The sequence below is a fragment of the Pseudomonas sp. Z4-20 genome (assembly GCF_051131955.1).
In the GTDB taxonomy this organism is placed as follows: Bacteria; Pseudomonadota; Gammaproteobacteria; order Pseudomonadales; family Pseudomonadaceae; genus Aquipseudomonas; species Aquipseudomonas marvdashtae.
Genome location: NZ_CP071641.1, coordinates 2086660 through 2109550 on the forward strand (window position 1 = coordinate 2086660; position 22891 = coordinate 2109550).

The 22891-nt window shown below is 60.8% G+C and carries 19 protein-coding genes and 1 pseudogene; 12 read left to right on the forward strand and 8 right to left on the reverse strand.

The features are described from left to right. Nucleotides 1–29: 29 nt before the first annotated feature. Both proW and J3P82_RS09720 read right to left on the reverse strand, forming a co-directional pair. Entirely contained in the window at nt 30–983 is a 954-nt protein-coding gene (gene proW / locus J3P82_RS09715) for a glycine betaine/L-proline ABC transporter permease ProW (protein WP_434562605.1), read from the reverse strand. Between the two features lie 94 nt (nt 984–1077). Beyond that, complete coding sequence (locus J3P82_RS09720) at nt 1078–2238, reverse strand: quaternary amine ABC transporter ATP-binding protein (RefSeq protein WP_434562607.1); 1161 nt, start codon at nt 2236–2238, stop codon at nt 1078–1080. 333 nt (nt 2239–2571) lie between these two features. Between J3P82_RS09720 and J3P82_RS09725 the strand changes: the two genes are divergently transcribed. From J3P82_RS09725 to J3P82_RS09740, 4 genes are all read left to right on the forward strand, one after another. Continuing rightward, the gene (locus J3P82_RS09725; protein ID WP_434562609.1) at nt 2572–3540 is read left to right on the forward strand and encodes a LysR family transcriptional regulator; all 969 of its coding nucleotides are present in this window, start codon (nt 2572–2574) and stop codon (nt 3538–3540) included. A 274-nt stretch (nt 3541–3814) separates the two neighbouring features. Further along, on the forward strand, nt 3815–5050 hold the full coding sequence (locus J3P82_RS09730; protein ID WP_434562611.1) for an aromatic ring-hydroxylating oxygenase subunit alpha: 1236 nt from the start codon (nt 3815–3817) through the stop codon (nt 5048–5050). A 114-nt stretch (nt 5051–5164) separates the two neighbouring features. Next, entirely contained in the window at nt 5165–6058 is an 894-nt protein-coding gene (locus J3P82_RS09735) for a dihydrodipicolinate synthase family protein (protein ID WP_434562613.1), read from the forward strand. Nucleotides 6059–6154: 96 nt separating this feature from the next. Next, complete coding sequence (locus J3P82_RS09740; protein ID WP_434562615.1) at nt 6155–7042, forward strand: DMT family transporter; 888 nt, start codon at nt 6155–6157, stop codon at nt 7040–7042. 49 nt (nt 7043–7091) lie between these two features. On the opposite strand, the gene J3P82_RS09745 is transcribed toward J3P82_RS09740, so the two are convergent. Together J3P82_RS09745 and J3P82_RS09750 are read right to left on the reverse strand one after the other, a co-directional pair. Beyond that, nucleotides 7092–7946 (reverse strand): methyl-accepting chemotaxis protein, encoded by an 855-nt coding sequence (locus J3P82_RS09745; RefSeq protein WP_434563766.1) that lies wholly within the window; start codon nt 7944–7946, stop codon nt 7092–7094. A gap of 54 nt (nt 7947–8000) precedes the next feature. Further along, nucleotides 8001–9035, reverse strand: a pseudogene (locus J3P82_RS09750) (cache domain-containing protein); the annotation flags it as partial. A 267-nt stretch (nt 9036–9302) separates the two neighbouring features. Between J3P82_RS09750 and J3P82_RS09755 the strand changes: the two are divergent. Next, complete coding sequence (locus J3P82_RS09755) at nt 9303–10346, forward strand: GlxA family transcriptional regulator (protein ID WP_434562617.1); 1044 nt, start codon at nt 9303–9305, stop codon at nt 10344–10346. Nucleotides 10347–10353: 7 nt separating this feature from the next. On the opposite strand, the gene J3P82_RS09760 is transcribed toward J3P82_RS09755, so the two are convergent. From J3P82_RS09760 to J3P82_RS09770, 3 genes are all read right to left on the reverse strand, one after another. Next, nucleotides 10354–10560: a hypothetical protein gene (locus J3P82_RS09760; RefSeq protein WP_186609360.1), complete on the reverse strand. Its 207-nt coding sequence runs from the start codon at nt 10558–10560 to the stop codon at nt 10354–10356. 231 nt (nt 10561–10791) lie between these two features. After that, nucleotides 10792–11193: a hypothetical protein gene (locus J3P82_RS09765; protein ID WP_434562619.1), complete on the reverse strand. Its 402-nt coding sequence runs from the start codon at nt 11191–11193 to the stop codon at nt 10792–10794. A 280-nt stretch (nt 11194–11473) separates the two neighbouring features. Next, a complete protein-coding gene (locus tag J3P82_RS09770) occupies nt 11474–12196 on the reverse strand; it encodes a pirin family protein (protein ID WP_434562621.1) in 723 nt (240 codons plus the stop codon). A gap of 229 nt (nt 12197–12425) precedes the next feature. Between J3P82_RS09770 and J3P82_RS09775 the strand changes: the two genes are divergently transcribed. Together J3P82_RS09775 and J3P82_RS09780 are read left to right on the forward strand one after the other, a co-directional pair. Continuing rightward, complete coding sequence (locus J3P82_RS09775; RefSeq protein WP_434562623.1) at nt 12426–13376, forward strand: GlxA family transcriptional regulator; 951 nt, start codon at nt 12426–12428, stop codon at nt 13374–13376. 183 nt (nt 13377–13559) lie between these two features. Next, the gene (locus J3P82_RS09780) at nt 13560–15050 is read left to right on the forward strand and encodes an ATP-binding protein (RefSeq protein WP_434562625.1); all 1491 of its coding nucleotides are present in this window, start codon (nt 13560–13562) and stop codon (nt 15048–15050) included. Here J3P82_RS09780 and J3P82_RS09785 read toward each other — a convergent pair. Further along, complete coding sequence (locus J3P82_RS09785) at nt 14997–17807, reverse strand: ATP-binding protein (protein ID WP_434562627.1); 2811 nt, start codon at nt 17805–17807, stop codon at nt 14997–14999. The genes J3P82_RS09780 and J3P82_RS09785 overlap by 54 nt on opposite strands. 235 nt (nt 17808–18042) lie before the next feature. Between J3P82_RS09785 and J3P82_RS09790 the strand changes: the two genes are divergently transcribed. The 5 genes from J3P82_RS09790 (at nt 18043) to J3P82_RS09810 (ending at nt 22861) form a co-directional block, all read left to right on the forward strand. Next, nucleotides 18043–18864, forward strand: a complete 822-nt coding sequence (locus tag J3P82_RS09790) for an alpha/beta fold hydrolase (protein WP_434562629.1) — start codon at nt 18043–18045, stop codon at nt 18862–18864. Between the two features lie 60 nt (nt 18865–18924). Then, nucleotides 18925–19872, forward strand: coding sequence for a LysR substrate-binding domain-containing protein (locus J3P82_RS09795; RefSeq protein WP_186609342.1), 948 nt, complete (start codon nt 18925–18927; stop codon nt 19870–19872). Beyond that, nucleotides 19869–20282, forward strand: coding sequence for a DoxX family protein (locus tag J3P82_RS09800; RefSeq protein ID WP_434562631.1), 414 nt, complete (start codon nt 19869–19871; stop codon nt 20280–20282). The genes J3P82_RS09795 and J3P82_RS09800 overlap by 4 nt, the downstream gene beginning before the upstream one ends. Next, nucleotides 20275–20901 carry an antibiotic biosynthesis monooxygenase gene (locus J3P82_RS09805; protein ID WP_434562633.1) on the forward strand — a complete coding sequence of 209 codons (627 nt, stop codon included), beginning with the start codon at nt 20275–20277 and terminating at the stop codon, nt 20899–20901. Before J3P82_RS09800 ends, J3P82_RS09805 begins: the two co-directional genes overlap by 8 nt. Nucleotides 20902–21022: 121 nt before the next feature. Next, the gene (locus tag J3P82_RS09810; RefSeq protein ID WP_434562635.1) at nt 21023–22861 is read left to right on the forward strand and encodes an amidohydrolase; all 1839 of its coding nucleotides are present in this window, start codon (nt 21023–21025) and stop codon (nt 22859–22861) included. Nucleotides 22862–22891: the final 30 nt, after the last annotated feature.

The following is a 22891-nucleotide window of genomic DNA, read 5'->3' on the forward strand; positions in this document are numbered from 1 at the left end:
TTCGTGGGCGGCAGATCGAATACGAGGGGTTAAGCTGTCTTGCTCCTTCCCACCGGTTGTTTCGCTCCAAACAAGCGCAGAACAACGCCGACAGGACCTGTGTGATACCAGCGCAGGCTTGGGTCGGCCCCGGTGCGAGCACCCATGGCCTGGGTCAGTCGGTCAAGGAAGATGGCGAGCAGCACCAAGCCAGTCCCGCCGACCGTAGCCAAGCCCATGTCCAGGCGACCGATGCCGCGCAGGACCATTTGGCCCAGGCCGCCCACCGAGATCATCGAAGCGATGACCACCATCGACAGCGAGAGCATCAGGGTCTGATTGAGTCCAGCCATGATGGTGGGGGTCGCCAGTGGCAACTGGACGCGGGTCAGCATCTGCCGAGGCGTGCAGCCAAAAGCGCGGGCCGCTTCTATCTTGTCTTCCGGTACTTGGCGGATGCCCAGGTTCGTCAGGCGCACCAGAGGGGGGAGGGCGAAGACAATGGTCACCAGGATGCCCGGCACGTTGCCGATGCCGAACAGCATGACGACAGGGACCAGATAAACGAACGCCGGCAATGTCTGCATGGCATCGAGTACGGGGCGCAAGATCCTTTCCAGGTTGTCGCTACGGGCGCAGAGAATACCCAGGGGTATACCTAGCAAGGCGCAGAAGAATACTGAAGTCAGTACCAGCGCCAGCGTGGTCATCGACTCGGACCAGACACCGATCAGGCCCAGCAGGGTGAGCGTCACAAAACACAGCAGAGCCATGCGTTTACCGGCTAGCTGCCATCCCAGCAAGGAAGACAGAATGATCCCGATGCTGGGTGGGATGCTCTGCAACGTGTACTCGACGCCGTTCAGTACCTGGTCAATCGGCCAGCGGATGGCGCGGAACACATCGCGAAAGTTGTGTACCAGGAAATTGAGGGTGCTTTCCACCCAGTCACCCAATGGAATAGTGAGGACTTGAAACGGGTCGAGAAAACTGAACTCGGACATCAGGGTTTACCTCTTCATCATCACCGCAGCGGCGTTATGAAGGCCGCAGGTACTTCAGGTCAGGGACGCGCCGGCGTAGAGGGGCGCGCCTGTATTAGTGGCGGCTCAGCGTTTGCAGTAACTCACTCTTTGACAGGGTCCCGGTGAGCGCCCCCGAACGGTCGAGTACAGGGACCGGATAGGGCAGGTTGGCGGCGATTTCCAGTACTTCGTGCAGGGGGGTATCGGTAAATACCGGGTGCTGTTGGTGCTGGGTGTAATGCGTGCTGCCACCAGCGCCACTGGCATCGATATCCACGACCCCGAGCAATTGCCCGCCTTCATCAATCAAGTAACCAAACGGTAGGCCGGCCTTGAACTGTGGCGCTTGGCCGTTCAGCTTGCGAACCCATTCAGGATCGAGCTTGGCCACGTCGCCTGCCTTGAGAATCCGGGAGCTGTCGAATCCTTTGAAGAACGTACGTACATAGTCATTGGCCGGTTGACTGATCAACTCTTGAGGTGTGCCGATCTGTACCACCTGGCCTCCCTCCATGATCGCGATGCGATGACCGATGCGAACGGCTTCCTCAATGTCATGGGAGATGAAGATGATGGTGCGCTTTTGCTCGGCTTGCAGGCGGATGAGCTCTCCCTGCATCTCGCTGCGGATAAGCGGGTCCAAGGCGGAAAAGGCTTCGTCCATCAGCAGGATGGTCGGGTCGTTGGCAAGCGCGCGGGCCAGGCCTACCCTTTGCTGCATACCACCGGAAAGTTGATGCGGATAACTGTGCTCCTGTCCGGCTAGACCGACTTGACTGAGGGCTTCCCTGGCGCGGCTATGGCGCTCCTTTTCAGCGATACCGGAAATCGCCAGGCCGAAGGCGGTGTTTTCCAGGACACTCATGTGGGGCATCAAGGCAAAGGATTGGAACACCATGCCCATCTCTTTACGGCGGACATCAAGCAGGGCTTTATCAGCCAGCCCGGTAATTTCGCGACCGTTCAGATAAATGCTGCCGGAGGTGGGTTCGATAAGGCGGTTGAACAAGCGCACCATCGTCGACTTGCCAGAACCCGAGAGCCCCATGATCACAAAGATTTCGCCACGCTTGACGGCAAAGCTGGCGTCGAAAACACCAATAACCTGGCCTGTTTTCTCAAAGACATCTTGTTTGCAGGCGCCGGCGGCGAGCATTTTCATTGCCGCGTCGGGTTGTGCGCCAAATATTTTAAAAACGTTCTTAACAGAAATGATTTCGTCTGAACTAGTCATCGCGTCCCTCCTTTGCGTGTAACGCTACAAGCGCGCGAAATCGAATCGAGTTCGAGCGTTGATAATTTAGGCGGGCAGGAATAAATGATTGATGTGCGCATGACATTTAACCTTGTTTTTATTGTTTGCCCTTGGGCTCGGGCTTTTTTTCAATCTATAAGTATCCCGGTCTTAAATCCAACAACATTTACAGGGCTTTATGGATAACCTAACGTTATCGAGGCCTGTCGAAACGACCGCCTTGGCGCGATCACGACGCTTTGTATGGCCTGGTCCAGGCGATTGAGTTACGCTGCGCGGCTTTCGCGGAGGAAAGGAGTGTGAGGGCTTACCATGCTCAGCAGACACGTTGACCCCGATACATTACTACTCAGAATGCCTTCCCTCAGGGCGGTCAGAGCATTTGTCGCCGCCGCCAAATATGAAAGCTTCACTCGGGCAGCCGAGGCACTCTGTGTATCGCAAGCAGCGATCAGTCGGCAGATTCGCGAGCTTGAGGATTCGTTGGGCGCTCAACTGTTCATGCGCGCCGGGCGGACTGTAGAACTCACCGCCGAGGGGAAGATTTTTTTTGAGGCGGCGCAACTGTCCTTCGTCAATATCGCACAGGCGGCTGAAAGGATTCGTACCACGCCGACGCAGAAGCACATCCTGACTGTTTGTTGCTCGCCGGCATTCTCTGCATTGTGGCTGACAGAACATCTTCCAGAGTTTCGTGCGACGAACCCGGATATCGAGTTCAACCTGATCACTACTCAGAACTTTGTGAATATGGAGCCTGGCGTAGAACCGGACATCATCATTTCAAAGATTCGCAAGGTAGGGGACGGGTATAAGAGCTATCAGTTGTGCCACGATATTATTTATCCTGTTTGCTCTCCCGTATTCCTGGAGTCGCACCCCGAACTGACTTCGCTTGAAGGCGTTCGCGATTCTTCGCTACTCGATCTGAGCCCCTATGGACGCTCGGGGGTGGCTGAGCATGTGGACTGGGGGGTATGGCTGGCTTTTCTGAACATTGATATTGATGAGCGTCCTGGCGACTGCCCGCCTATTTTTCATGCCAATGATTACAACCTGATCATGAACATGGTCTTGACCCATCAAGGTGTCGCACTGGGCTGGAACCAGCTGGTCGGGGCCATGGTCGAGAGAGGCCAGCTTGTTCGCCCCGTCGAGCAGCAGGTGACGCTTCGAAACAGTCTCCATTATGTTGCCTGTAATGAAAGGACCGAATATGAAGATGCCTGTCGGAGAGTGCGCGACTGGATCCTTTCGAAGTTTTCCAGATGGGCCGTATGAATTTCCCCCCCGGCAGGCTCCTCTCGGCCGCTAGCGAAATGTAAACAGGGTATTGTCCGGGTTCACCGGGTCATAACGCCAAGTTATCAGTTGAACAACGAAAATGTAGTTTTGTCGAGCGGATTGGCTATCGTACTCTTCGTGTTAAACATGGCTGATACATGCGTGTTCAGCGGCTGCGTTGGGCGATTTTCTGCGCTGTATCCGCCGGCCATGACAGCGTTTTCTGGGCGTACTTGCCATTAACCGTCAGGTTGATGTGTAGAGGATAATAATGAATATCAAAGCATCCGTGATCGACCTGATTAAAAAGCGCAAGGCCCGCCACGCGCTTCCACGCGAACTGTATATCGAGCCCGATGTTTTTCGCCAGGATCTCGAGCAGATCTGGCACAAGGATTGGATCTTTGCCGGGCATACCTTTGAGCTTGAAAAACCCGGGCAATACTTGACGTTGCAGATCGGTGACTATCCAGTCTTGGTCATCAGGGACAAGAGTGGCCAGGTCCGGGCTTTTCACAATGCTTGCCGCCATCGTGGCTCTAAAGTTTGTGAGCACGCCCAGGGCAAAGTTGCAAAACTGGTCTGCCCTTATCATAAGTGGACTTTCGAACTGGATGGCAGCCTTTTGTTTGCCGGTAACATGGGCGCCGATTTCGACAGGACTCAATACAACCTGAAACCTGTTCATTGTGAAGTTGTTCATACCTACATTTACGTATGCGTCGCCGACGAGGCGCCCGAGTTCGAAAGTTTCAGGAACTCTGTAAGTCCTTTCATCGCCCCGCATTTCCTGGATAACTGCAAGGTGGCTTTCGAGTCAAACCTCATAGAAAAGGGTAACTGGAAGCTCGTCTTTGAAAACAATCGCGAGTGTTTCCACTGTGACGGTACGCATCCGGAGTTGATGAACTCTTTTGTCGAGAATCTTTCGGTGGCAGGCGTCGGGGGCGAAGATGATCCCGAACTGACGGCGCACTGGAATCGCTGCGAAATCGCCGGTATGCCCAGCAAGCTGGTCATGGACCCGAATGGCCGTTTTCGTATGACACGCATTCCGCTTTCCGCGGGCGCGGTGAGCTACACGATGGATGGTAAACCGGCTGTGACGGGACGCCTGGATAAAAGCGGCGAGCCGGATATCGGCGCGTTGCTCTACTTTAACTACCCATCTACCTGGAACCACTTTCTTGGCGATCACGCATTGAGCTTCCGGGTCCTCCCGATCGGACCTGGCGAAACACTGGTGACGACCAAATGGCTGGTGCCCAATACCGCCGTAGAAGGTGTTGACTACGAGATTGATCGGCTGACGAAGGTCTGGCTTGCCACCAACGATCAAGACCGTCGTCTGGTGGAAGGCACGCAGGCCGGTGTGACCTCGCCGACTTACGAACCGGGACCCTTCTCGGACATTGCGGAAAATGGTGTATGCCAGTTTGACGATTGGTATTGCGAAACCATGCTGACGCGCCTCCAGGCCCAGATTCCACTTAAATCGGTGGGTTGATTTCCCGGCGACGATGGCCGGCGCTTTCTGCGTCGGCCATTGCTATTGCATGCAAACAGCCCGAAAGGGTTGTTGGCGCATCCGATCAAGAAGAACAAGAAGGGACTCAACTCAATGTCCGCATTCGCTTTTTCCGGTCTCAACCTGGCCGTGACCACGCCGTTTGATGGCCAAGGCAAGATCGACTATCCACGCTTCGAGACGTTGCTCGAACACTATCTGGCTGCTGGCGTACAGGGTTTTGTCCTGAGTTCCGGGACGGGCATGCACGTCTACCTGAGCCAGGAAGAGTCCAGGCAGCTGGTTGCCTTTGGTGCCAAGGTCATCAATGGGCGTGCTCGCGTCATCGTGCAAACTTCTGCCTTGTTGGCGGAGGAAGTGGTGCAGCGCACCCGCCATGCCGCTGAATGCGGCGCCGATGGCGTCATGGTGCTGCCACCGTTTTTCGAAGGCCCCACCGACGACCAGGGCATCGTCGATTTCTACGCCACGGTGTCCGAAGCTGGGTTGCCGATCATTGGTTACAACGTGCCCCAGGCAGTGGGCGTGGAAGTGACCCCTTCGCTGTTTCGCCAGTTGAGCCAGATTCCAAACTTCGTCTCGGTCAAGGACAGCAGCGGTGATCTCGCCGCCCAGGCCTCGCTGATCCGCACGGGCCTGCCGACGATGAATGGCGCCGACGCGCTGGTGCCTTACGCGCTCTTGGCCGGTGCCGCGGGCCTGATCTGGGGTGGGGCGAACATGGCGCCGCGATCTTGTGTTGCGGTGGCGAAGGCTGCCATGGAACTGGATTGGGCGCGAGCCCGGGAGATCTGGCGGTCGATCGAGCCGGTGATGTCATTGATCTGGCAGGGTGATTATGTACAGTCGGTCTATGCCGCTGCCCAGATCAGCGGTTATGGGGCTGGGAATCCGCGTCGGCCCTTGGCGCGTTTGTCCGTCGATAAAATCGACAGGCTCACGGTTGCCCTTGCGCCGTTGATCGCCCTCGAGTCAGACCTCGCCTGACGACGGCGCCCGGGCGTACGATTACGCGAATGGCGTGCCGGGCATGAATGATGCCTGTCGTCACGAAGCCGCAGTCTCCCCGCAATGGAGTGGTCTATGAGCAGTCAGTTGGACAGCGCGGCGCGTGCTTGCGATGTACCCAGGCCTGGGCTTGGCATTGTCTTGTGTTTGTTGTCCATGCTGATCTTCGCGGGCCAGGATGGGGTGACCAAGGTGCTGGTCAAAGACTTGCCGGTCGCGCAGCTGGTCATGGTGCGTTATTGGGTGTTCCTGGCATTTGCAGTGGGCTATAGCGTCTATCAGGGCACACTGCGCACCGCCTGTCGAAGCCGGCACCCCTACCTGCAGATCATTCGTGCGCTGATCGGGGTGGGTGAAATCGCGTTGTTTGGCCTAGGACTGCGCTACCTCGGGTTGGCTGAGATGCATGCGCTGTATGCGGTGTTTCCCTTGATGACCCTGGCGCTGGCCGGCGCGTTGCTGGGCGAATTCATTGGGGTGCGTCGATGGATTGCCGCTGCCACCGGCTTCATGGGAACGTTGATTATCCTTCGACCCGGTAGCGGAGTTTTCGAACTGGCGGCACTGATCCCGTTGGTGGCGGCCCTGGGGTTCGCGCTGTTCAACGTACTGACACGCCGTATTAGCCGGGACGATTCGTTTGCGACGAACCTGCTTTACATGGGCTCCATCGGCGCCTTCGTCATGACGGTATCCGGCCTTCCCGGATGGGTGGCGCCGACGCCGATGCAATGGGGCCTTATCGCGGTGCTTGCCACCACCGGTGTCGTGGCCCAGCTGCTGCTTATCCAAGCGCTCAGGTACGCAACGGCCGCGACGCTGCAACCGTTCAATTACACGCTGCTGGTGTTTGCCACGTTGATCGGCTTGTTCGTGTTCGGCGAGCTTCCGGATATCTGGACCATCGTAGGAGCGTGCACGGTGATTGCCGCTGGTCTGTACGCGATCCGGGCGAAAGGGTAGTGCGCAGGATGGATCGGGGCGTGAGCCGTCCTTGGCTCAGCGATGTCGATTAGAACTTGAAGCGCCCAACCAAGCCCTTGAGCTGCCCGGAAATATCGGTCAAGCGCCCCGAACCGGTCTGTGCCGTATGGGCGAACTCCTCGACCAGCTGCGCGTCGGAATGGATCTGCGCGATGTGCCGGTTGATGTCTTCGGCCACTTGGTGCTGTTCTTCCGCGGCCGTGGCGATCTGGGTGTTCTGGTCGCGAATCGAGTCCACCGACGTGCGGATCTTGTCGAAGCTGTCACGGGCCTGCTGGATACGCTCGACGCTGGTTTGTGACACTTGCAGGCTGTTCTGCATTTGTTGGGTCACTTCCTGGGTGCGCCGCGCGAGGTTGCCGAGCAGGCTGTCGATCTCGCCGGTGGAGTCGGCGGTGCGCCGTGCCAGGGCGCGCACTTCGTCGGCCACCACGGCAAAGCCACGGCCCTGATCGCCTGCACGCGCCGCCTCGATGGCGGCGTTGAGGGCCAGCAGGTTGGTCTGCTCGGCGATCGAGCGAATAGTGTCGAGGATGGTGTTGATGTTCTTGCTGTCCTGTTCCAGCGCCTGCATGGTCTGGGTCGACTTCTGCAGGTCCTCGCTCAATTTCAATACGCTGCCGGTGGCTTCGCCAATGTGATGCTGGCCGTCGTGCACGTCGCGGTAGCCGGTATCCGCGCTGACGGCGGCCTGGCTGCAAGAACGGGCCACTTCGTTGGCGGTGGCGACCATTTCGTTGAAGGCGGTGCTCACCAGCTCCACGGCCTGGCGCTGGCGCCCGGCGGCATCGTTCATGTTCTGGGCCACGTTGCTGGTATCGGCCGCGGCAGTTTGCAGGTCGGACGAGGCGCTGCCGATGCGCTGCATCAGTTGCGCGATCATGCCCAGGAACTGGTTGAACCAGCCCGCCAGAGTGGCCGTTTCGTCCTTGCCCTGCACCGATAGTTTGCGGGTGAGGTCACCTTCGCCTTCGGCGATTTCCTGCAGGCCATTGGCAACACCGCGGATCGGCCGCACGATCACGCTGGCGAAGCTGGCGCCGACAATGGCGAAGACCACGGCCAGCGCGGCGGCGATGGCGGCGATCAACCAGGTCAGGCTCGAGGCCTCGGCCATCACTTCGTCGCGTTTGATCAGCCCGATGAAGCGCCAGCCCAGGCTTTTGGAGGTCACGATGTTAGCCATGTAAGGCACGCCATCGATTTCGATCTCGGTGGCACCATCGCTGCTCTTGGCCAGCGCGGCGTAATTGGGACCCAGATCGGCCAGCGGCTTGAAGTTATGCTTGGCCTCGGCGGGGTCGACCAGCACGTTGCCGCTGGCTTCCACCAGCATCAGGTAGCCGCTGTCGCCCAGCTTGATGTTCTTGACCAGTTCGGTCAGCTGCTTGAGCGATACGTCGAGGCCGACCACGCCGACCAGTTTGCCGCTGGCGTCGGCGACGGTGTGCACGATGCCGATCAACGACACGTCGTCCGGCGCCCAGTAATAGGCATCGGTCTTCACGGTGGTGCCAGGCGCCGCAATGGCTGCCTTGTACCAAGGGCGCGCGCGCGGGTCGTAGTTGGAAATCTTCGGATCATCCGGCCAACTGGCGTAGCCGCCGTCCGCCAGGCCCAGGGACAGGTAGGCGGTGGTTGGGTGGCTCTTGGCAAACTGGTCGAAAATCTCCAGCAGTTGTTTGTTGTTTTCGGTCAGCGGGATTTGCGCGGCGTCAGCGCCGGAATAGTTCTTCAGGTCCTTGGCTGCGACGATCCGCGGGTCCTTGGCGAAGAATTCGACGTTCTGCATGATGCCGTCGAAGAACTGCTTCATGCCGTTGTCGATCTGGCGGATCTCGCGGCTGCTGCTGTCCAGGAAGTTGGCTTGTGCCGCGTCGCGCAGGTTCAATACCACGAGCACCGCCACCAGGATAACCGGGAGGCAGGCAATGGTCGCGAACGCCCATGTCAGCTTCTGTTTGATATTCATGACTTCTCCCGCAGGTATTTATCGGTATTGGAACGGCGGAAACATTAGCGAGCGTTGCGAACTTGGAAGGGAAAGCGCCCATGCCTACTCTGAGGCTATCGACCAATGTCGTATTCCCTTGAGTTGGCCACCTGTCGGAGGTCGTTAACGCTGACAGTGATGTCGCGCAGACGATTGTCGCCCGTGCGGTTAATCGCGAAGATGCTATCGCTCGGGGACTGTTTGCCCGAGTCCAGTCCCGATCGCCTTCCTGTCTCACGAGGCCCCATGCCCAGCGCATTCGAAAGCGTACTCAAGAACAAGAACATGGCCTATCGCCCTCAAGGGGCTGTGCCTGTCGGACAAGCGCCGGTCCGCGTCGCGTTTGTGCTGATGGACAATTTTTCAATGATGTCCTTTACCGGCGCGGTGGACGCGCTGGTCACCGCCAATCTGATGAGCGACGTGCCGCTCTATGAAGTGCTGACAGTAGGCGCATCGGGCGGCCAGGTGACGAGTGACCTGGGCATCGTCATTTCCACCGATACCGAGCTGACGCAATTGCCGGATAACCTGGACGTGCTGATCGTTGCGGGAGGCTTTCGCGTGAAATTGCAGGGCACGCCCTTGCTGCGGCGCAAGCTGCGCGCCAATGCGGCATCGGGGACGATAGTGGGTGGGCTGTGGAACGGCGTGTTTTTCGTCGCGGATGCGGGCTTGCTCGACGGTTTCGAATGCGCGGTCCACCCGGAAAGTCGCGCGACGATGACCGAGATGTTCCCCCACGTGAAAGTCTTGAGTCGTGCCTATGTGGTGGACCGCGAGCGGGTCAGTTGCGCGGGCGCCAACAGTTCGCTGCGCATGATGCTCCAGCTGATCCGTCGCACGGGCGGGGAGGCGTTGGTGGGGGCGATCGAGGAAATTCTTCGTTGCGACGAATCAGGCGATGACGCCACCGATCTGCCGCCGATCTTCGTCGAGACGGATCCGACGCTGCCGGAAAGTCTCAAGCTGGCGTTGGAGCTGATGTGGCAGAACGTCGAGGAACCGTTGACGATCGATGAGCTGGCGGCTTGCGTCAAGGTTTCGAAGCGCCAGCTGGAGCGGCGGTTCTGCCGGTTTCTCGGTGCGACGCCAACCCGCTATTACCTGGAGCTGCGCCTGACTCGGGCGCGCCAGCTCATCCAGCAAACCAATCGATCGGTCACTGAGATCGCCGTCGCAACGGGCTTCGTCAGCTCCCCGCATTTCCAACGACGCTTCCGGGATTTTTTTGGCGTTCCGCCCGGCAGCTACCGCACGGCATTCGGGCGAAAGCAAGTGTCGCAGTGAGCGGCCTTCAGGCCGCGCGCGTCTTCTGAACGACGTACAACGCGATACAGCCTGTGGCACACAGCCAGATGATCGAGCCGCAGGCGGCCGCTATCAAGGAAAAATCAGAATCCAATTCGAGCATCCCTGGCACGGCGTACGCGAACCAAAGGAGAGAGATCAAAACGTAGGCCAGCGACGACATCAGGAGTTCGAATATCTTTTTTGCGTGCATCAAAGTTCCCCGCCCGCCGACAAGGGCAGGTGTTCCAGGCTATCAGTCAGGTTGTCTTTTTTTCTGTCTGGGCAGAAATAAAAGCTGTCTCATTAGTTGATGGCGCATCGCTGCAAGGCTTGCCGATCAACTACGCAGACATTCCATGTCAGAGAGCTAGCAGGAAACTTCGCTCTGTAATGACATCCGCACCTCTGCGAATGGCGACGCCACAGGCTAGTGGCGTTGGGTTCAGCTTTTATGGTCCGACAGTTTGTCCGCTGGCAACTCTTTCGTCTGTGTGGCGGTCAGGGTTTTGCCTTTGCAGAGTATTCTCGCCACCTCATCAGCGATCGAACCCTCGACGATTCGCCCTTGCATCTGGTCGAATTCGGCTTTTTCCAGACCTTCGAGACTGTTGTACATGCCCATATGGCGGACGTTTCTATCGGTGCAATCGAGTTCAAGCTTGGTGTAAGTGGTGAAATAGGTACCGGTTCTTTTTACCGTCGCCTGGACAGCCGTCCCACTTTCAACAAACGAGACGATGGCGTACTCGGCATTCGAGTCATCGTAGGTGTATTGAATCTTCTGTACGTCTGCACTCGCTTGGCATACTGCGAAAGCAATGCCTATCGAAATAACCTTTTTCATTTCTTTTCTTCCGTGAAATGAGCTGTACTAAGCGATGATGGCCAAGTGAAATCATTTTGCTTGGCTTGAGAGGCCGAGTCAATATGGCAGTGTGATGACAGATCCTGGCCGCTGGTCGGACAGCGTCAGTGCTTCGGGACTTTAGGCCTTCGCCGCTGGCGCCGCAATACGAAGGGCGAAACCCTATCGCGGCGTTTGCGCTGGAGAGCGAGTGAGGCCATGAGTCCCTGTGGGAGCGAGCGGGTCCCACAGGTTCATCGATAGCGTCACGGCGTGGGCCTCATGGCATTTGCGGCAGTTCCTGTGGGCGCAGGTCAAACACCAGCACCTCGGCGTCTTTGCCGTTGGTCAGCGTCAACACTTGCTCATTGCGCACTCGTACGCCATCGCCTTCTTGCAACGCCACGCCATTGAGCTCGACGCTGCCTCGGGCGACATGCACATAGGCGTAGCGATCAGTGGCCAACGTCAGTGTGGCGCTTTCCTTGCCATCGAACAGGCCGGCATACACCCGTGCGTCCTGACGAACATGCAGCGAACCTTCGGCGCCGTCGGGGGAGATGATCAGTTGCAGGCGGCCGCGTTTCTGTTCGGTACTGAAATGTTCCTGCTGGTAGCGCGGCGTGGCACCTACGACATTGGGCACGATCCAGATTTGCAGGAAGTGCACCGGTTCGTCGGCGCTGTGATTGAACTCACTGTGGGCCACGCCACTGCCGGCGCTCATCAGTTGCACATCGCCCGGACGAATGACCGAGCCTGTCCCCAAGGTGTCCTTGTGCTCCAGCGCGCCTTCGAGCACATAGGAGAAAATTTCCATGTCCCGATGCGGGTGCTGGCCGAAGCCTTTGGCCGCGGCGACGCGGTCGTCGTTGATGACCAGCAGGTCGGAAAAACCCTGTTGGTTGATGTCGCGGTAGTGGGCGAACGAAAAGGTGTGGAACGAAGTCAGCCAGCCGTGACGGGCGATACCGCGTTCAGTCGCTTTGCGAAGGGTCAGCATGAGGATTCTCCTGGTTTCAGTGGGCGGTGGCCGTGGCCGTTCGCCGGGTACAGAAGAAGGTTAATGGTTATCAGGCTGTTCAATAAGCGGCTTAATGGGGAAATACTGTCCGTCCTGAGTGGACAATCTCGCCGACGGTGCTTCGCTTCGTCATAATGCCCGCCAATGTCCCGTTGTCACCCTGTGGCCGAGCTGGCAGCAGTGTCCTCCCGATTTTGGCGTCTTATCCATGAAAACCGTTGCGATGGTGTTATTCCCCGATTTCCTGCTGCTCGACATGGCCGGGCCTCTCGAAGTGTTTTCCATCGCCAATCGTTTTCTCGGGCCGGATCAACACTATCAGTTGCTGACCCTGGGCACCGAGCGAGGCCCGCTGCGGGCCTCCAATGGTGTGACGGTCCAGGCCGACATCCATATCGACCAGGCTTGGGCTGCCTACGACATATTGTTGGTGCCGGGCGGCCCTGGCGCCTACAACGATCGGCATCCAGGTTTGCACACCTGGCTGCGGGCCTCGGCCCAACGGGCCACTCGCTACGGTTCGATCTGTACCGGCGCCTTTGTGCTCGGTGAAGCGGGCCTGCTGGACGGGCACCGCGTCACCACCCATTGGCACTACACCGAGCGGCTGATCCAGCGCTTTCCCAAGGCGTTGGTCGAGACTGACAAGATCTTTTTGCAAGACCGGCGCCTGATCACGTCGGGCGGCGTCACGGCCGGCATCGATATGGCTTTGTCCATCGTCGCCCAGGACCATGGGCGCAAAGCCGCGCTGGATATTGCCAAGGTATTGCTGGTGGTGATGCAGCGTCAGGGCGGGCAGGCGCAGTTCAGTCCGTCGGTTGCGGTGATCGCGACCCAGGATTCGCCGGTGACGCGCGTACAGAACTACGTGATGGAGCACCTGGAGGAACCCTTCACCGTCGAACGCATGGCGGCCCTGGCCGCCATGAGCGCTCGGCATTTTGCCCGGGTGTTCGTCCGGGAAGTCAAGATGACGCCCATGGAGTTCCTGCAGGGCGCGCGTATCGATCGGGCGCGGCAGTTGCTTGAATCCACCGACTTGCCGCTCAAGACCGTGGCCTTTCGCAGCGGGTTCGGCAGTGTCCGGCACATGCGCCTGCTGTTCAGTGAAAAACTCGGCCTGACCCCGGTCCAGTACCGGCAGCAGTTCAGTTGAGCCTCCGGTGTCCGTCCTGGGCACCGTCATGTCCGTGATGGGTCCTGTGCCAGCATTGTTCTCCCGTCGATGGCTGCCAAGATAACGGCGAACCCTCTGGAAAGGATGCGCAAGAGCCAGGGCAGACGTGTGCGGCGTTGCGCAGCGATCTGCCTGGACCGGTCATCTGGCGCAGGATCGCTCATGAACAGTTTCGTCAAACCCTGCACCGAGCCCACGGTGTGCTTCGGTCCGTTTGTCTTCCATCGCCAGCAGCGACTGGTCACCCGTGACGCAAGCCCCTTGGCGCTGGGCGGTCGCGCGCTGGACATTTTGCAAGTATTGGTAGCGCACGCCGGGGCCTTCGTCAGCAAGCAAACGCTGATTGCCCGCGTCTGGCCCGACAGCGTGGTTGAAGACATCAATCTGCGGGTGCATATCGCGGCGCTGCGGCGAGCGTTCGGCGAGGGCCGTGACGGCCAACGCTACATTCTCAATCATCCCCGCCAGGGCTACTGCTTTGCCGTGCCGCTGGCGTTGGAGTCAGTTGCGCAACTCCCCGACACGCCGCCGTCCGAGCGGCACAATCTGCCCGCGCGCCTGAGTCCGGTGATCGGTCGCGACAAGGTGCTGGGCCGCTTGCTGGTCGAAGTGCCCCGCCAGCCGCTGACTACCGTCACGGGTCCGGGCGGTATCGGCAAGACCACCGTGGTGCTGCGCACAGCTGAGCTGTTGCTGGAGCACTTTGCCGACGGCGCCTGGTTCATTGATATGGCTGCCATCAACGACCCGGCGCAGGTCCCGGTGCGGATTGCCCAAGCCCTTGGCCTGGCCGGCGGGGCCTTGGCCCAGCGACTGCAACCCTGTCGGATGTTGCTGGTGCTCGATGGCTGTGAACACCTGATCGGCGCCTGCCGGGAACTGGCCGTGACGCTGCGGGCAACGGCGCCGGGCGTATCGCTGCTATTGAGCAGCCGCGAAGCCCTCGATCTTGCTGACGAAAATGTCGTGCAATTGCCCGGCCTGGCTGTGACATCGCCCCACGAACCCTGCCACCAGATATTGGCCTCCCCGGCGGTACAACTATTGATTGATCGGGTCGGCGCCCGGCAGCAGGATTTCAAGCCGAGTGAGCGCGACCTGATCCCCTTGGCGCGGATCTGCCGGCGCTTGGATGGGTTGCCGCTGGCACTGGAATTGGCGGCGGCGCAAGTGGATGTGCTGGGCGTGGCCGGGGTTCTCGAGCAGTTGAACTACGGTCTGTCGCTGCTGAGCCATGGACGTCGCACAGCCGAGGCGCGCCACCGAAGCCTGGAGGCGGCCCTGGATTGGAGTTTCGAACGCTTGAGTGACGATGAGCGAACTGTTTTCCAACGCCTCGCGGTGTTCGAATTGCCGTTCACGCTCAAGGCGATGATGGCCGTGGCCAGTTGCTTGGAAGTGGAAACCGGTCGATTGCCCTGGCTGTTGTCACGGCTGGTCGCCCAATCGCTGGTGATGGTCGAGCAACGGGCCGAAGGGATTCGTTACCATCTGCTGCGCACCACCCGCGCCTATGCCTTGGAAAAACTGCGCGGCAGTGGGCAATGGCAGCTCGTGCATCGACGCTACGCGCTGCAACAAGCGTGGCAGACGCACCGGTCACGACCCGAGGCGCCGGGCCAGCGACTGGAGCAGCGCGTCGGCTTCTTTTAGATCGGGCGTGTCGAAGCCTTCGGTGAAGCGTCGATAGACGCGGGCGAGCACATCCTCTGCGGCCTCGTCCTGGTCCTGGCGCTGCCACAGTCGGGCCAGCGACAGAGCGCAGCGCAACTCCCAGGCGAGCGCGCCTTGACGCCTGGCCACGTCCAGCGCGGCCAGCAGCAGCGCTTCGGCTTGGCTTTCGACATGCGGGTCATTCTGCGCCAGCAAGGCTTGAGCGTTGGCCCGCAGGATCTCCGCCGAACACCAGCCTGCGGCGCCGCTGTGGGCGCGTTCGATCTGCTGCGCACTGACAGCCTCTGCCCGCAGCGTCACGACGATGTCCTCGATCAGGCTGGTGGTGGTCGGGTACGTCGCCAGGGGTGCGCCGTCAAATGCGCGTTGGTAATGGCAGGCCCAGTCATGGAACAGCATCACCGAATGCTTCCTGGCCTGGCACTTCAAGAGATCGAGCCGTTCGCGGGCGGTCAAGTGATCGCCAGCGTAATGGGCGATTACGCAACCGGCCGTCGCCAGGGTGTAGCAGATCGAGGTCCCGTGGTTGATCTGCAGGGCGATTTGCAGCGCCAGGTCGGCGGTGCGCCGGGCTTTTTCGGCGAATCCTTGCAGCCAGAGAATGCGCGCCAGGATGGTCAGCGCCGCCACGCTCTGTTCGTATTGCACGCCGAAACCGTGGGTGAAGCGGCTCAGGTGGCCGTTTTGGGCCAGGCGCTGGATGACCTGCTCGGCATGGTGCCGCGCAGCGCCCTGATCGCCGGTGAAATGCAACGCCAGCACCCGCAACCGTTGGGTGCTCAAGGACAGCACCGGATCGCCCGGCAGCCCCAGCCGGTCGAAGGCCAGCCATTGTTCCAGCGCCTCCTGGTAGCGACCGCGGCTGAGATTTACCGTCATTTGGCCCGACACTGCCCGCAGCTCGCCGGGTAAATCGTGGCATAACCGGGCCCATTGCCGGGCCGTGACGAACGCCTCGACGGTGGCAGGTGTACCGCCCTCGGTGTGGTAGTTGAAACTGGCGTGGGCCAGCTCCAGGGCGAGGGTCAATTTCGGGCACGGCGAGGGGCCGGACCTGAGCAATTGCCGGGCCTTGCTGACGTAAAGCCCATGTTCCTTGAGCAGCGACAGTTCTTGCCAGAGGGGCAGGGTGCGGGCGGTCAGGCGGATCGCCACGCTGTGGGAGCCGTGCGGGCCCAACCCTCGGTCCAGCGCCGCGCGGATGTCGTCACGGTAGGTCGCGTAGCGTTCGATCCAAAGCCGCGTGGGCGTGGTGTGCCAATCTTTCTCGGCCTGCTCCATGAGCGTCAGGCAGCGCTCGGCGTGACGCTCCTGGCTGGCGGCGAGTTCGCCTGCGTCGATCAACTTCTCCAGGGCATAGCTTCGGGTGGTGTCCAGCAGGCGATAACGCACCTCTTCGTCGCCGATCTCGACATTCAGCAGGGATTTGGCGACCAACTGACTGACCGACACCAACACTTGCTCGGGCGCTACATGCTGGCCAACGATGACCGCCGCGGCCGAGACGAGATTGAAACTGCCCATGAACACCGCCAGGCGTCGCAAGCACGTCTGCTCGCACGTGGTCAGTAGCGCGAAGCTCCAATCCAGCGTGGCGCGCAGCGTCTGTTGGCGCGGTGCGCTGGCGTGAATGTCATGGTCGAGCAGGGCGACGCTGTCCTGCAACTGCCGGCAAAGCTCTTCCAGTCCCAAGCGCCCCACCTGGGCCGCGGCAAGTTCGATCGCCAGGGGAATGCCATCCAGCCGCTGGCAGATGTCTACCACCATCGGCACTTCATGATCGGTCAGCTCGAAATCGTCCTGGCTGGCCATCGCCCGCTCGGCGAACAGTTGCAGCGCCGGGTAGGCCAGGGCTGGATAACCTTCGATGACCACGCCCCGTGGCGGCAGCGCCAGTGAGTCGAGGCGTTGCACGTGTTCGCTTTCGGCGCGCAGGCCTTCGCGGCTGGTGGCCAGGATGTGCAAGTGAGGCGCGCCACGCAGCAAGGTCTCGCAGAGCGGGGCAACGGCGTCGATCAGGTGTTCGCAGGTGTCGATCACCAGCAACAAGTGACGCTCCTTGAGCGGCCGGATCATGGCCTCAAGCGGCTCGCCGTCCTGCAGCGATAGATCGAGCAGGGCGCAGAGATTGGGCGCGATCATGGCCGGGTCGTTGAGCGAGCCCAGGTCCAGCAGATAAGTGCCGTCGCGGTAATGGCCGATCAGCCGCTCGGCGACCCGCAGGGCGACGGTGGTCTTGCCGATGCCACCACTGCCAACCAGGGTAATGAAGCGTTTTCGCGGCAGCTGCGCCACCAGCGCCTCGACCATGCCTTGACGGCCGATCATGCGAGTGCGGCGCGGCGGCAGGTTGCGCGCCAGCGAAGGGTGCGGGATACGCGCCAGTTGTTCGGGCGATTCGAACGTCACCGGCGCGACAAAACTGTAGCCGCGCTGCGCCACGGTGACGATGTAGCGCTGGCCGGCTTGCCCATCGCCCAAGGCCTTGCGCAGTGCCGCCACGTGAACCCGCAGATTGGTGTCTTCCACCACGCTCTTGGGCCAGACACGAGCGATCAGTTGCTGCTTGCTCACCACTTGGCCGGCGTGTTCGAGCAGCACCAGCAGAATCTCCACCGCTCGCCGTCCCAGGCGCAACGGTTGCCCGCCCTCCAACACCAGGCGCTGGCGCGGATGGACCCGGTAAGGGCCGAAATGCACTGTCTGTTCGACGGGCAGGCTGAGGTATTGGCTCATGGTGCGCTCATTGTTCTGTTCCCCTGGTCAGGGGTTGTACCTGAGCATATTCCTCAGGTTTTGCGCCAAGCGCAACGGCAAGGCGTTCTGTTCCAACCAAGCTCCCTCGCCACAAAAAGCGCTCTCCAGTAGCTTGTTAAAACCTCAGTCGCGAAAAAATTAACAACGTTTAACTCACGCCAATACCTCCTGTGACCGGACCATGAAGCCTCTATCCACCTCAAGGAGTCATGTCATGAGCACGTTCATCACCCGCGACGGCACAGAGATCTACTACAAGGATTGGGGCAGCGGCCAACCGGTGGTCTTCAGTCACGGCTGGCCGTTGAACTCCGACAGTTGGGAGGCGCAGATGATGTTCCTGGCCTCCAACGGCTATCGGGTGATCGCCCATGACCGTCGGGGTCACGGACGTTCCAGCCAGCCCTGGGACGGCAATGACATGGACACCTACGCTGACGATCTGGCCGAACTGATCGAGCGCCTGGACTTGAAGAACGCCGTGCTGCTCGGTTTCTCCACCGGCGGTGGTGAAGTGGCGCGCTACATCGGTCGTCATGGCGCCGCTCGCGTCGCCAAGCTTGGCCTGATCTCGGCGGTTACACCGCTGATGCTCAAGACTGCGGCCAACCCCGGCGGATTGCCCATCGAGGTGTTCGACGGCTTCCGCCAGGCCTCACTGGCCGATCGTTCTCAGCTATACAAGGATGTGGCCAGCGCGTTTTTTGGCGCCAACCGCCCGGGCGCCAAAGTCTCCCAGGGCATGATCGACTGGTTCTGGATGCAGGGCATGCTCGCCGGCCACAAGAACACTTATGACTGCATCAAGGCGTTCTCGGAGACCGACCTTTCCGAAGACCTGCGCAACATCGACGTGCCGACCCTGGTGGTGCATGGCGATGACGACCAGGTGGTGCCGATCGAAACCGCTGGCGTCGCTGCCGCCAAGCTGCTCAAGAACGCGCAGCTGCTGGTCTACCCGGGCGCGCCCCACGGCCTGACCGACACCCACAAGGACCGCTTGAACGCGGACCTGCTGGCGTTCATCCAGGGCTGAGGCGTACCGGCGCGGGCCTGCGCCTGCGCCGGTACTCGGCATTCAACAGGAACGACACCCATGAACCGCAACGATTTACGCCGCCTCGACATGAACCTGCTGGTGATCTTCGAGGCGCTGATGTTCGAGAAGAACCTGACCCGCGTCGCCGAAAAGCTGTTCATGGGCCAGCCGGCGGTGAGCGCGGCGCTGGGGCGACTGCGGGATCTGTTCGATGACCCGCTGTTGATCCGTCATGGCCGCGGCATGGAGCCCACGCCGCGAGCCCTGGCGATCCTGCAGGAGCTGCAACCGGCCATGGACACGATCTCCGGCGCGGTCAGCCGGGCCAAGGCATTCGACCCGTCCACCAGTTGCGACGTGTTTCGCATCGGTCTGTCCGACGATGCCGAATTCGGCTTGTTCCCGCCCTTGCTGAGCCAACTGCGCGAAGAAGCCCCGGGCATCATCGTGGTGGTGCGGCGGGCCAATTTCCTGCTGATGTCGTCGCTGCTGGCCAGCGGTGAAATCAGCGTCGGCGTCAGCTACACCACCGACCTGCCGGCCAATGCCAAGCGCAAGAAACTGCGGGACATCCCCTGCAAGGTCTTGCGCGGCGACAAGCGTCCGGAGCCGCTGACGCTGGATGAATACTGTTCGCGTCCCCACGCCATGGTTTCGTTCTCGGGCGACCTGAGCGGCAACATCGACCTGGACCTGGCGCGCATCGGCCGGGCCCGCAAAGTCGTGCTCGCGGTGCCGCAATTCAGCGGCTTGCGCGCACTGCTGGCCGGCACCGAGCTGATCGCCACCGTGCCGGACTACGCCGCCTGCGCGCTGGTGGAAGGTTGCGCCCTGCGCGCCGAAGACCCGCCGTTCGAGATCAATGCCGCCGAGTTGTCGATGGTCTGGAGCGGTGTGCATGACAACGACCCTGCCGAACGCTGGTTGCGCTCGCGCATCGCCACGCATATGTCCCAACCGCTGCCGGCAGCCGCCTCGACGGACCCGGCCGGAGCTCACCGATGAACACCTTTGACGAACGCCGCATGCAGGACCTGGGCTTGCTGTTCCTGCGCCTGAGTGGCGCGCTGTTTCTGCTGTGGGTCCATGGCCTGCCAAAACTTTTGAATTACAGCACCGAGCTGAGCCGCATCGAAGACCCGTTCCACCTTGGCGCCGCCCCGACACTGATATTGGCGATCTTTGCCGAAGTGCTCTGCCCGTTGCTGATCATGGCCGGCGTGCTGGTGCGCCTGGCGTGCCTGCCCATCCTGTTTCTGCTGGCGGTTGCGCTGCTGGTGGTGCACCCGCAGTGGAGCCTGGAGGAAGGGCAGTTCGGCTGGTTGCTGCTGATTATATTTACCAGCGTGTTCATTGCCGGCCCTGGTGGCCTGGCGATCAATACGCGTTTTGCTGGAGTGCGTCACCATGCCTGAATCTCAAACCATCAAGTCCACCGCACCGAACGCGACACCCGGTTTTGACGAAATCGTCACCCTGGTGGTCAAGCACCGGATCAAGGCCGGCCAGGACGGTGCCTATGAAGCCTGGCTGCGACGCATCGTCAGCGTCGCCGGTCAGTGGCCCGGGCATTTGGGCGTGGACGTGGTCCGGGGCAAGCAGGGCGGGTTGTCCTTGTTTACCTGCGTGCTGCGTTTCTGCTCCACCGACGCCATGCAGCGCTGGCTCGATTCCCCCGAGCGCCGTGAACTGGTGGAAGAGGCCGCGCCCCTCTTGGCCGATGGCGACCAGACCGAAGTCGCGCCGCATAAAGAGTTCTGGTTCGCCCCGCTGGCGGATGCCTCGGCGCCGCCGCCGCGCTGGAAGCAATCGGTGGTGACGCTGCTGGTCATCCTGCCGCACACCTTGCTGGTGCCGTTGCTCTGGGGGCCTTTGCTGCAACTCAACGCGTTTCTATCCAACTACGTGGTCGCGACGTTCCTGATCACCGTGACCATCGTGCTTTCGGTGGTGTACGTGTGCATGCCGCTGGCGACGCGCTTGTTCGCGCCGTGGCTGGAAGCGTCCATGACCCACGAGCATCTGGAGCCGTAAGCATCGCCGATGCTTTTGTGACAAGCACTGTTGTGGCGAGGGGATTTATCCCCGTGGGATCGCGAAGCGATCCCTCTAAATGTCGCCGCCTATCGATTCATTTATCGTCAAAGGAAATCCCATGAACGCCGATCTGATTCTGTTCAATGGCCAATTTCATACCGTCGACCGCGAGAAACCTCGTGCCAGCGCGGTTGCCATCAGCCAGGGGCGCTTCGTCGCCGTGGGCACCGACGCCGAGGCCATGGCCTTGCGCGGCAGCGGCACCCAGGTCGTCGACCTCAAGGGTCGCACCGTCATTCCCGGGCTCAACGACTCGCACTTGCACTTGATCCGTGGCGGCTTGAACTACAACCTGGAGCTGCGCTGGGAAGGTGTGCCATCGCTGGCCGACGCCTTGCGCATGCTCAAGGACCAGGCCGATCGCACACCGACCCCTCAATGGGTACGGGTGGTGGGGGGCTGGAACGAATTCCAGTTCGCCGAAAAGCGCATGCCGACCCTGGAAGAACTCAACCAGGCGGCTCCCGATACGCCAGTGTTCGTCTTGCACCTGTATGACCGCGCCTTGCTCAATCGCGCCGCGCTGCGCGTCGCCGGTTATACCCGCGACACGCCGAACCCGCCCGGCGGCGAGATCGTTCGCGATGCCAACGGGAACCCGACCGGCATGCTGGTGGCGCGGCCCAACGCGATGATCCTTTACTCGACGCTGGCGAAAGGGCCGAAGTTGCCGCTGGAATATCAGGTCAACTCCACTCGCCAGTTCATGCGCGAACTCAATCGCCTGGGCCTGACCAGCGCCATCGACGCCGGCGGCGGTTACCAGAACTACCCGGACGATTACCAAGTCATCGAGCAGTTGGCCCGCGAGCAGCAGTTGACGGTGCGCATCGCCTACAACCTGTTCACCCAGAAGCCCAAGGAAGAGCTCACTGACTTCAAGAACTGGACCGGCAGCGTCAAGTTGCACCAGGGCGATGACTTCCTGCGGCACAACGGCGCCGGTGAAATGCTGGTGTTCTCGGCGGCGGATTTCGAGGACTTCCTCGAGCCGCGTCCGGACCTGCCGCCAGGCATGGAGCAGGACCTGGAGCCGGTGGTCCGCCATCTGGTCGAGCAGCGCTGGCCGTTCCGCCTGCACGCCACGTATGACGAATCCATCAGCCGTATGCTCGACGTGTTCGAGAAGGTCAACCGCGACATTCCGTTCAACGGCCTGCCCTGGTTCTTCGACCACGCCGAGACCATCACGCCGAAGAACATCGAGCGGGTCCGCGCGCTGGGCGGTGGCATCGCCATCCAGGACCGCATGGCCTTCCAGGGCGAATATTTTGTCGACCGCTACGGCGCCAAGGCCGCCGAAGCCACTCCGCCGATCAAGCGCATGCTCGCCGAAGGCGTGCCGGTGGGAGCTGGCACCGACGCCACCCGCGTGTCGAGCTACAACCCGTGGACCTCGTTGTACTGGATGGTCAGCGGCCGTACGGTTGGCGGTCTTTCCTTGCATGAAGAAGGCCTGCCGCGCCTGACCGCCTTGGAGCTGTTCACCCACGGTAGCGCCTGGTTCTCGTCGGAGCAGGGCAAGAAGGGCCAGATCAAGGTCGGCCAACTGGCGGACCTGGCGGCCCTGAGCGCGGATTTCTTCAGCGTCGAGGAAGAAGCCATCAAGTGGATCGAATCGGTGCTGACCGTGGTGGACGGCAAGGTGGTCTACGCCGCCGGCGACTTCGAAAAACTCGGCCCGGCCAGCGTCCCGGTACTGCCCGACTGGTCGCCGGTAGTCAAGGTCCCGGGCCACTGGCGTCCGACTTCACCGTTGCAGGCGCAAGTTCACCAATGCAGCGGGCCGTGCAAGGTGCATTCCCATAGCCACGAACGGGCGCGTTTGTCGAACGTGCCGGTCAGCGACTTCCAGGGGTTCTGGGGCGCGTTTGGCTGTTCGTGCTTTGCGTTCTGATTGACACACCCATTTCTCTACATCCATCCA